We start from the raw sequence: 11,066 nt of genomic DNA, 5'->3' as shown, positions 1-11,066 counted from the left end.
AGCGCCGATGGCGCTTTGCGGAGTATACTGGCCTGCAAAGTCACTGATTCAGGTTTTACACTAAGCCCAGCGGGGCAAGAGCCAAATCTATCGTTTTCATCATGCCAATCCACACGTATTTTCACTGTTGCTACTCGTACAGGAAGCTGCCTTCTGGAAATCTCCGGAGGTGGTTCAGTAACAGGTTGGCCGATTGACACGCGCCCAGTCCCGTACCTGACAAACTCCACCTTCCCATTCCAGTGCTCGGAACTACCGATCGGTGAAACTCGAACCAGGCTTCCCCGATGATAGCTGGACGCGACCCGTTCGTTCACAAAGGCCTCAACCCACATGTTCGAACAATCGATAACCCGCAGTAGGGTTTGGTTCATGCTGACCTGCGCGACCCCTTGAGTCTCAACAGACCAAATCAATACCGGAAAGTCGGTGGAAACAATCCGTCTTTCTTCCTGTTCCTGCTCCAAGGACACCTGGTTTACCTGTTTTCGCAAGGCGTCAAGTTGAACTTGTCGGGCTTTCAGATCGAGGTTCAAGTCTTTAATCTCGAGCTCAATCTCTTCAACTCGAAGCTGGGGATAACTGAAAGTCATCATTCCGCCCAACTGTAACCCCAGCTCATCCGCTTCTGAATCTAGGAGAATCTGCTCCCGCCTTGAGCGCAGTGCCTCAACCCGGGCGGCGGCCTCATAATGAGACATCTCAGCGGCTTCCAATTCATCCTCGCTGACAAAACCCTTCCCCGCCAAGGCACGGATTCGTCTCAATTGACTTTTCCTCAACTGACTTCTGACAATCCCCTCCGCAAGCTCGGCTTCAGCCTCATCTAATGCAACAGACCAGTTTTTTGCCTGTAGCTCAATCTGGCGGGCCAACAAATGCTGGAATCTTGAGAGCTCGTTTTCTCTACTTTGCAACCTCCCTTTAAGAGAGGCAATCGACTCAAGGTGAACGGCAGTCTGTCGCTCGAGGTCCGCGCGTTGTAACCGCAAACTAAGTGCCAAGGGATTGTTGTCTGCTCCTTTCACTTTCCCAAACGCCTCCCCCCCCAAAATATAGGCCCCAGCCCGAACGGCATCGGACTCGGGCATCCAGATTCCGGAGATTGGCGAGCGAACATCGATGACACGAGCATTGACGAACGCCTGGATACTGTCGTCGTCGTAGACCCAGTCCCAGGCTGTATATCCTGATGCAAAAACGACCGTTGCAGCTAAAATATAAAGCCTATGTTTTGCCAACTTGCTCCTGAGTTTCAATCGTCTACCCCCAACTGAATCATTCCGTTGATTCCTGCCAACTCGCCGTAGTTCGCTTCCTTGGTTTACTCTGGGAACGCTCCAGAGTAGACAACCGTTGGGCGTATTAGCCTGTTTTTACTTGCCTGTTCAATGATATGGGCACTCCAACCTACGATTCGCCCAAGGCAGAAGGTAGGTGTATACATATCTTTTTCCAACCCGGACACACGCAACGCAGCTGCTGCCCAGAACTCAAGATTCGGGTACAGGTCGCGACCAGGTTTTAGCTCTTGCAGGGTGTCCACGATAACCTGCTCAACCTCTAGTCCAAGTTGGAGCAAGGGATCGCAATCTTTATACTTCTCGCACATACTCCGTAATGCTGCGCCACGGGGGTCATGGGTTTTGTAAACACGATGACCAAACCCCATTACGCGCTCACCGCCCCCCACCTTTTTCTTGATGACTGCTTCAGCATTTTCGACCGAACCGATCTCATCGAGTAAAGTGTCAACCTTTGAGGGCGCTCCGCCATGAAGGGGCCCGAGAAGCGCGCTTATCGCAGCGACAATTGACGATGTCAGGTCCGCCTCTGTTGAGGTAACAACCCGTGCGGTAAAGGTTGAGGCGTTAATGGAGTGGTCCATGGATAGCACTAGGTAAGTCTCCAGCAACTTGACTTTTTCCAGCGATGGCCGCTCTCCTGCAAGCATGTAAAGGTAATTCTCTACGTGTCCAAGAGTTGGATCAGGCCCAACAAACTGTTGATCGTTGCGTTTGTTGAACAGATAAGCGAGCACAACCGGGGCTCTGGCTATCAGTCTTATGGCTTCCTCCTTTTCCGGTGGATAATGCTTAACCGCCACTGGCATGGCCGATATCGCGGTCCTCAATGCAGCCATGTAGCTGGCTTCGTCGGGCACGAGGTCCAGCATCAGATAGACCCACTCTGGTAACTGTCGAGCATCCGCCATTGACTTTGAGAAAGTGGCCAGCTCAGCAGGGTCTGGTATTTCCCCGAATAGCAGCAGGTATGCAACCTGTTCAAAGGAGTATTTGATAGCAAGATCTTCGACCCAATGCCCACGGAATATCAACTGACCTTCCATGCCATCAATGTACGTAATCTCAGATGTTCCGATGGCTACGCCTTCCAAACCTTCTTTTATTTCGCTCATGCTTGGGCCTCCGTTTCTTCATGTTTTCCATTAATCTGTGCTGCCTCTCCCTGGAAGAGTGGCAGGTTGTGCCTGGTCGCAAAACGCCGATAGCTGTTCAGTATTTCGGTACCGTTTACCCCCATTCTTCTCACGGAGTAGTTTCTGAAATTAAGGATGGTCGTCGCCATGCGCTCCGGGTTTTCATACTTCGATACCCCCATGTCACACGAAAAATCCACGCCTTCACGAATCTCCAATGGCACATCCTGTAATCGGAAATTGTTACCGGATTTCGAAAAGTTGCCTGATGACCCCACTAATAACATTCCTTCTGCAGTAGCCAATCTGACCATTTGATCAACAATGGGGCCGCAGTTAAGGAACACCGCAATCGATTCGTTTTCCGTTGAATGTTCGATAACCCAGGGCGACAAGGAACGAGCCAGCTGGGATTCTTTGTTTAGAGGAAAGACAACCGCCAGCGTGCTTTCCTGAGATATCTTACGAAGCCAGTCCAGAGTCCCGTCATCCGGCACGACAGCAACCTCCGCCAGAACGTCTATGTTCCCGGCCACGATGCATGGATTGGTGAAGGAGCGTCCCTTGAGGCTGTACATCTTTCGTATCGAATACTCGGAATTACCAAGCAATCCATAACCAATATCCGCTGGCGTCAATGCCAGACCTCCGTTCTTAATGACCGAAACCGCATTTCGGGCTGTTTCCAAAAGTGATGTTTTGCTCATGTTAAGGCGCCTTTCACCGGGTGGTAGAGTAGATCCAAGGTCTGGCTGATAAATCTTGTTCAACGTATTGATCGATTTCAGATTGGCATTTCAATGTGATATCGATGTCATCCTGTCCGCTGGCGATTCGCTCCCTGTCTCCGTCGTCAATATTGATATCTGCAGTCTCCACCAGTCCCTCTGAAGTTAGCCATTCGATACGCTTTCCCCCAAAGTCAAGCGACATAAACATCCCCATCGATTCTGGATTGCAACTTCGCAACAGCATGTTGTAGGTCCCGTCACTGATAGCCGCAACGATCAAGCCGTTTCGCACAGAATTCCTGTAGAAAATTTCGCCAAACGACAGAGCCAGAACTGCGACAATTCCATAGTCCTTCAGCGCCCATACTGCATGCTCCCTGGAACTTCCACATCCGAAGTTCCGACCGGAAACTAAAACCTTGCTCCGTCTGTTATCCGATTTATTGAGCACAAAATCTGAACGCAGTAGTCCGGTACCATCGTATCGCCAACGCGCAAACAGCCCTTTGCTCAATCCCGTCTTGGCTGTCGTAACCAGCTCGGTCTGCGGGATAATGGCATCGGTATCAACGTCGTCCTGATCTAAAATAGAGCTCCTGACGTTATGGAATATCCATTGATCATTCACAATTACCGCCTCCACGTTCTGTCAGTTCAATTTAAGGTGCATAGGCGTAGTTCGTCATTATCGACGCTGAACCCAGGCAGTGCTTTTGCAGCAAAGGGATGACGTCGTATGCGGAAAATGTTTCCGGCAAATTCAGCGAAGGAACAGACAGGGCGTAAAGGTTGAATTCGTACCAATGCAGCTTTTCGTCATTGGATGGGGGTGAGGGGCCGTCGTAGCCAAAGTAATGGCCTGACATAGTTTGATCACCCTTGAGAACTTCCGTGTAATCGTTCAGACCCTCGATAAAACCATCGTGGTGCTGTGAACGTTTGCCACCCACTGTGACACACTTGGACACGCTCCCCTCCGGTATCCGCCCGATATCTGGATTAATATCGGCGACGACCCAATGGTAGAAATCTCGCCTTAGTGCGTTCTTTGGTATGACCACCCCAGGTAAATTGACTTTTGTAAGGTCAACAGGTACGTGGCGATCCCGACATATCAGCACGAGCGAACGTGTGGCGGAGGGAATATCCTTCCATGCGATTTCAGGATTCACGTTGTCGGAAAAGCACAGCCCCTCAGGCGAATCCTTTTTCGCAAATGCGAACTTGCTGGGCATACGTTTTCCGTCCGAGAGCGATCCAGATAATATCTTCATCATTACCTCCGTATAAATTCCAATGCGACCCTACAGCGCGCTTACATTGGGCTAGCTGTCTGTGTCAGTACACGCCTCCTGAGGCGCTAAATTGCCAACGATCTCCTTTACCTGTTCCTCGTCGCGTAATTGCCACCAGCGACCATCCGGATAAGAGACCGCCACAGGGCCATTCGCACATCGCCCCATACAACCAGAAGAAGACACTCTGAACTGATGCCTTTCAGGCGCCGGGAGACTTGTTCTAAGAACGGATTTGGCCAATTGACAAAATCCAATTCCCCCGGAGCTGCCACATGCCCGACCACCACCTGGCCGAACATTGGTGCAAATAAAGAGATGTTTGATGTAAGGCTCGTTCATAGATGAATCCCCAATGTCCTTGGATCTTCGATAAAACCGGCAATTGCCGATGCCGCGGCAACCGCGGGGCTGCATAGGTGGGTGCGTGCATTTGGCCCTTGCCGGTGTTCAAAATTGCGGTTACTCGTTGAGACGCAGCGATGGTTGGGTTCGACGAACTCGCGATTGACACTAACGCACATTGAACAACCTGGTTCCCGTACTTCAAAGCCAGCGTCAAGGAACACATCCAGCAACCCTTCCTCCTCTGCCTGACGCTTGACGCTCTCTGACCCGGGCACAACGTAGGCAACAACATGGGAAGCAATCCTTTGGTTACGACATACATGCGCAGCTATGCGCAAGTCACTAATTCGGCTGTTTGTACAGGACCCAATGAACACCGTATCGATGCTCGTACCTCGGATGGGCTCTCCAGGGATGAGTCCCATGTAAGCCAGCGCTTTGTCATCCGCTCCATCTTGGGGGACTGGGATCGTGCCACTGACCGGCATCGACTGGGAGGGTCGGGTTCCCCAGGTGACCTGAGGTTCGATGTCGGAAATATCGATCACCAGCTCGCGCCTTACCTCGGCATACCTGTCACTGGCGAGCGACAACCAGTGTTTCTCTAGTTCGCGCTTGTCTCGAATTTGCTTTCCCGCCTCTGTTGCCAGGATGTAGTCTATGGTGATCTTATCCGGCGAGACAAAGCCCGACCGTGCGCCTGCTTCAATGGCCATGTTGCAGATTGTCAACCGCCCCTCCATAGGCATTCCACGGATCGCTTCCCCGGCAAACTCTATGACCATGCCTTGGGCACCCTCAGGTCCCAGGTGCCGGCATATCGTCAGGATGAAATCCTTTGGCAGAACGTACTTGCCCTCTTTCAAAACTCCTTCAAGACAGACCCGTAACACGCCAGGGCGCCGCTGTACGACGGTTTGAGTTGCCAGTACATGTTCAACTTCGCTGGTCCCAACCCCAAACGCCACGGCTCCCAAGGCGCCCAGAGTGCAAGTGTGCGAATCACCACACACGACCGTCATTCCCGGCATGACGAGCCCTTGCTCTGGCGCAATAACGTGAACAATACCTTGTTTAGCGCTGCCAATCCGATGATGGGAGATGCCAAATTCCTCGGTGTTTCTTCGCATCGCGGTTAGCATCTGTTCCGCCTCGGTAAAGGTTCCAGCGACCCGCCCTGGCACCGTGGAAACAATATGGTCTTCGGTACCCACCGTCAGGTTCGGGAACCGCACAACACGAGCTTTCTGTCTTAATCCATCGAATGCCTGAGGACTGGATACTTCATGCAACAGATGGCGATCAATGAATAAGATATCTTCCCCCGTCGGAAGCGTCTTGACCGTATGTTGATCCCAAATCTTGTCAAACGTCGTCAAGCCCATGTCGATTACATCCTGTAGAAATCAAGGGAGTTCTTGCCGAGGAACCTCGCCTTGGTCTGGTTGGTAAACCCCGGGTGAGTCACCAAATCCTTGAACGTTTCGCTCAGCTTCCCGCCTTCGTAATGCACGTGAGGGAAATCGGCGGAACCCAGAATCCGGTTTTCACCAACCAGGGCAACAAATTCTTCAAGCCGTGGTTCATCTCCTTCGACGGTGAAGAAAACCTGATTTTCACGTAGGTAATCCACCGGCCCTTTCTCTGCCAACCAGATCTCTGCGGTGGGAGTTTTACGCCACTTTTCCGCCCGATCAAGGAAGGTTGGAAGCCAGACCGCGCCGGCCTCTACAAAAGCCACTTTTAACTCTGGGAACCGATCCAGGATTCCTCCCGCAAGCACTGAAAACATGCCGTGCAACATGCCAGCCTCGAAGTGGAGCACCAAGCTAGCGGGAATACTAGAAATTGAATCATTCAGGCTGTCATGAGGCCATCCCACATGAATGCTCATCGGCATCTTTTCGAGACACAGAGTCTCGTAGACAATGTCAAAGCGACGGTCATGCAAAGGGATATCACCGACGGTGCTTAGAAGCATGCAGGTGGACGCGCCAAGGGATTTCGCCCGACGCACTTCCCGGGCAGCTGCGTCCGGATTTCGCATGGGCAGCACAGCGGCCCATTTCAGGTTCTCCGATCGTCGGCCGCAACGCTCGCCCATGAACGAGTTGTAGGCTCGTGCCAACGCTTCCTCAAACCCGGGATCACGCGTTAGGGGGTGCAACATCAGCGTTGGATAAAGCACGGACACATCCAAACCAATGGTCTGCATGCACTCGATGTACTCGTCTGGGTCCATCAGTGCCTGTACCGAAACGCTGACCGGTTTCGACTTGGCATAATCTGATGTCGGTGGGCTGGCATAACAGGATGGATTCTGCCCCATCAGTTTTGGACGTATTTCTCCGTCGACCAACCAAACTTTGTTCCTAGTAGGTCGATGCTTGATCACGCCTTCGATATCAACAATAGTTGGCCGACGATGCTCGTACTCCTTATCGATATACTTGAAAACTTCTTCGCTTTCCTCAATATGGGAATCGGCATCGATAAACGGGCGAGCCAGTTTATAAAGTTCCTTGTAGCTCTGGGTTGCTGATTTATCTACATTTATGCTCTTGGTTTCCATCTTTGACCTCTTCTTTCCTTACTTGATTGATGCGTAGTAGTCCTGAAGATTGTTCCACTCCACAATTGCTAGCCTGACCACCTCCCATGCGCTTCGCTCGAAATCCGTTACATCATCCGCGTGTCGCATGATCAGGTTTCTTGCCTGGTCGCTATGATCAACATCAAGCTCGCCGTGCAGGTAAAACCATTCCAGTTCGCTGTCATTGAAGCCATACTCTCCCTTCAGGGCGCCCGCCATCTGGCTGGCACTGGCGGGCGTTTGTCGTTCGTTACAATAAATCGCCAGCATCGCTAGAACCGGATGCCGTTCTTTACAGCAGCTAACTAAGTAATCAGTAAATCGCCTTACCGGCTCCGCAACGGGTGTGTTATCGACCTCATGCTCTTTCGCACCACAGGCAATCGCGAATCGTTTCATTAGGTTGAAATGGCTATCTGTTCCGTCGCATATATCGGTTTCTTCACCAACTAACTGGTCGACTTGGAAAATTCGTATGTCCGGGTAATCCCTCGCATTGCTGTGTATTGCGCTGAACGCCACATTCTGAAGGTAAGTTTGGTGGTATTTCTGAGTCGACCAATTTCTTAACGCGGAACGCGACGCCACTTTGTTCACAATATTCTGAACCGACTGATGCCTTACATACCTGTTTTCGTCGATAAACTTGTCAATTTCATCAAGAATCCTTTCCTTCATTTATCTAACCCCATCTTCCACGTTAAGTTGACCATAGATATGACGCTTCTGTTGAATGTAAAAGTCATAGAACTGTTCTTTATTGTTATATTTATGGACTTCCTTGCTTTTAGTAATGAGCCTATACATGCGATCAACAAGCTCTGGACTTGAGTAAAGGTTATACTTCTTCAAGCGATCCGCGATTACACTGCGACCTGAAAGTCTACTTATAAGGTATTCGCGCTTGCGACCATAATCTTCAGGACTTACATATTCATAACACTCGGGGTCCTGTAACATCCCACTAATATGAATGCCTGCCGCTGTCGAAAAAACATATCTCCCAATGAGCGGCTTTTGCGGCGAAACAACTAGGCTAATCTCACTGATCAGTTTCTGACATGCTTCAACCATTTGGACAGGGTTGAGGCGGGACTGCATACCAACCTCGTGCCCCCGATACCGGATGACCGTGGCAAGCTCTTCCATGGCGGTGTTGCCCGCTCTTTCACCGATTCCGCACAAGGATACCTGCGCGCAGTCTGCACCACCGACGAGCCCGGCAAACGTATTGGCTACGGCCAGCCCCATGTCGTTGTGGCAGTGAACAGACAACTCAACGCCGTCCCCGACAAACTCCCGAATAGCCCTTACCTTCTCTTCAAATTCATTGGGTAAGGCTGCTCCAACTGTATCTGCCAACACGACGCAGTCCGCCCCTTGCTCCAGCCCGGCAGAGATCACCTGCTTCAGCATGTCAAGCGATCCCCTTGCAGCGTCCTCGCAACCCAGGGAGATATGCTTTGCTCCGTTGGCCCTTGCAATTCGAACAGACTCCCGGGCCTCATCGACAGCATCCTGCAGAGAGAATCGGCGTTTCTTCTCAAGATGTATCTCAGAGCCGGTAAGCAGTAACTGAATCTGAGATTTTGCGGCATCCTCTGTGGCCCGGATGGCACACTCAATATCCGCTGCCTTGGCTCTGGCGAAGGCACATATGGTCGCCTTCAGGCCAAGTTCGCTGATTCTTTTGGTGGCTTCGAAATCAGCTTGGGAGCACGAAGGGAAACCGCCCTCAATATAGTCAACACCAGCAAGATCAATCCATTCCGCAAGCTCTACTCGTTGCTCAACTGACATGGCGTTGCCTGGAGCTTGCTCACCATCACGAAGTGTCGTATCGAAGAATTTTACAGTGCGCATGGTCGTCCCTCGTTTCCACGTTTAACTGCTGTTAGCTTTCTTTCTGCTTAGATTGCGCCCCACACTTTACTGACCTGTCCTTGAGTGCGAGTTTTGTATTGCTCATTGGTTACAGTGTCGTTGATGTCTGGAATGATCTGGCGTACGAGCTCTAAGGGGAACTCACCGGATCTAGCAACAACAGGTGGGTACTCTGAGAAATCAATAAGTGTATTCGCATGACGGGAATCTAGGTGTCCACCGTCTACTATCAGGTCAACACCAAGGGCAATCTGCTTTGCCACCTCATCTGCACTCTTGGGGTCTGGACCTCCTGAAACATTGGCTGAACTCGACGCAAGGGCATCAGGTCGAAGGCGGAAGAGCATCTTCAATGCAGGGTGTTTGTGGCACCCAAGACCAACTGTTTGAAGGCCTCGTACTACGAAGTCTGGTACTTTCGGTTTTCGTAGAAGAATGACACTAAAGGGGGCTGGCCAGTATTGACTTACGAGTTTCAAGGCATGGTCATTCGGCTCGGCAAGGCTGGAAATATAACTGGCGTCTGGAACAGTCATCAATAGTGGACTATTTCCGCTTCTTTTTTTTGTATCATATAGTCGTTTTACTGCGTTCGGGTTTTTATAATCACAGTGTATGCAGTAATTGGTATCTGATGGCAAAACAACCAGGCCACCCTGATCAAGTATTCTTGCAGCTTCTTTTATAGTGTTCAGGTCTAATTTTTTTATTCTTTTATCTGAATTTATCATATTGACTCCATTCGGTTGCCGCATTCCTAGTTCATTTTTCTTAATTCGCACGAGTTATGCTGTGGGTTTATTCTTTCAGGGAGTCTTCTGCATAACAAACGATATAATCTTATGGTGCAATATAAGGAGTTCTTATGGCGCAGACCTTGAGAGGGTTGTCTATTTTTCCCGGATTTCTCATGAGGTGACAAAAGAAAGCGGCTGAAAATGCTATGATTTCAAGAGCCCGGTGCATCTCAAGATAGTTGGCACTGTTTTTCCGTCTAAGCCACGACTTTTTCCACATCCGGGTTCAGAGTCGTTGGCCCGACCGGTTCACAGCTCCTGATCGGACGTGGTCCCCAGCGGCCAGCAGTTCGTTCTCTGGCCTGTTCCAGAAAGCACCCACTAACGTTGTGCCAGGATCGCCACCTCCGTACCTTCATAAAGGTAGGACGCCCGGTTCTTCGAGCTTCGCCTTCAATGGTCTGGGCTTTCATTGGCGCACAGTTATCAGAAGGCATCACCAGAGGCCGGTGGAGGCATCTCTCAGCAACAGGCAACGCTGCAACAACTCGGCGGCATAGTCGCCGCTTCCAGCTTCGTTGAGCTCGTACCCCACGATCTTCCGGTTGTACACGTCTCCAAACATATGCAGGTAGTAGAACTGTCCGCGAACGGCGGAGGCACAATAAGTAATATCCCAGCACCAGAGTTCGCGGGGGCCCTGGGCATGATGCGTTGTTATCTCCCCCGAGCGTCGGGGAGCGATACTCTGACCCCGATGGTTCAACTGGATGTGGGCTTACAGGACCCGGTAAAACGACGACTCCGATGCCAGGTTGACCTCTCGTCCGTCAGAGACGGCACGATCTGCGGTAGTGGCGAGCTCTGGTAACGGGCCGAGTTGCAGGTCGACAGGATCCTCTGCTGCTCTTCACTGAGCTTGTCGCCGGTTCAGGCCGAACCACCTCCGGGCGCTTATCCGCCTACATCAAGCCTTCACGGAACCAGCGACCAAGGTGTCGTTGCCTGGATACAGCAGCCGGAGAGTGCATTGATACC

The 11,066-nt window shown here is 51.2% G+C and carries 11 protein-coding genes; all 11 read right to left on the bottom strand.

All coding sequences use genetic code 11. From position 1 onward, the window contains the following. Positions 1–1,241: hypothetical protein (locus AAC035_RS12550; RefSeq protein ID WP_339804669.1), on the bottom strand; the 1,241-nt coding region annotated here is incomplete at its 3' end. Between the two features lie 83 nt (positions 1,242–1,324). After that, positions 1,325–2,419, bottom strand: coding sequence for a citrate/2-methylcitrate synthase (locus tag AAC035_RS12545; RefSeq protein WP_339804667.1), 1,095 nt, complete (start codon positions 2,417–2,419; stop codon positions 1,325–1,327). Beyond that, complete coding sequence (locus AAC035_RS12540) at positions 2,416–3,147, bottom strand: Sua5/YciO/YrdC/YwlC family protein (RefSeq protein WP_339804665.1); 732 nt, start codon at positions 3,145–3,147, stop codon at positions 2,416–2,418. The genes AAC035_RS12545 and AAC035_RS12540 overlap by 4 nt, the downstream gene beginning before the upstream one ends. 13 nt (positions 3,148–3,160) lie before the next feature. Continuing rightward, positions 3,161–3,799 (bottom strand): 3-isopropylmalate dehydratase small subunit, encoded by a 639-nt coding sequence (gene leuD / locus AAC035_RS12535; protein ID WP_339804663.1) that lies wholly within the window; start codon positions 3,797–3,799, stop codon positions 3,161–3,163. Positions 3,800–3,830: 31 nt separating this feature from the next. Continuing rightward, entirely contained in the window at positions 3,831–4,406 is a 576-nt protein-coding gene (locus AAC035_RS12530; protein ID WP_339804661.1) for a YbhB/YbcL family Raf kinase inhibitor-like protein, read from the bottom strand. 398 nt (positions 4,407–4,804) lie between these two features. Then, entirely contained in the window at positions 4,805–6,199 is a 1,395-nt protein-coding gene (locus AAC035_RS12525) for a 3-isopropylmalate dehydratase large subunit (protein ID WP_339804659.1), read from the bottom strand. Positions 6,200–6,204: 5 nt separating this feature from the next. Beyond that, complete coding sequence (locus AAC035_RS12520; RefSeq protein ID WP_339804657.1) at positions 6,205–7,386, bottom strand: amidohydrolase family protein; 1,182 nt, start codon at positions 7,384–7,386, stop codon at positions 6,205–6,207. Positions 7,387–7,404: 18 nt separating this feature from the next. Further along, on the bottom strand, positions 7,405–8,085 hold the full coding sequence (locus AAC035_RS12515; protein ID WP_339804655.1) for an iron-containing redox enzyme family protein: 681 nt from the start codon (positions 8,083–8,085) through the stop codon (positions 7,405–7,407). Next, on the bottom strand, positions 8,086–9,270 hold the full coding sequence (locus AAC035_RS12510; RefSeq protein ID WP_339804653.1) for a hypothetical protein: 1,185 nt from the start codon (positions 9,268–9,270) through the stop codon (positions 8,086–8,088). 47 nt (positions 9,271–9,317) lie between these two features. Beyond that, positions 9,318–10,022: an L-threonylcarbamoyladenylate synthase gene (locus tag AAC035_RS12505; RefSeq protein WP_339804651.1), complete on the bottom strand. Its 705-nt coding sequence runs from the start codon at positions 10,020–10,022 to the stop codon at positions 9,318–9,320. A 502-nt stretch (positions 10,023–10,524) separates the two neighbouring features. Then, on the bottom strand, positions 10,525–10,794 hold the full coding sequence (locus AAC035_RS12500; RefSeq protein ID WP_339804649.1) for a DDE-type integrase/transposase/recombinase: 270 nt from the start codon (positions 10,792–10,794) through the stop codon (positions 10,525–10,527). Between the last annotated feature and the right edge of the window lie 272 nt (positions 10,795–11,066).

It is taken from the genome of uncultured Marinobacter sp., from assembly GCF_963974375.1.
Classification (GTDB): domain Bacteria; phylum Pseudomonadota; class Gammaproteobacteria; order Pseudomonadales; family Oleiphilaceae; genus Marinobacter.
The sequence above is the reverse complement of the archived record's forward strand: the minus strand, read 5'-3'. Positions and strand labels throughout refer to the sequence as shown.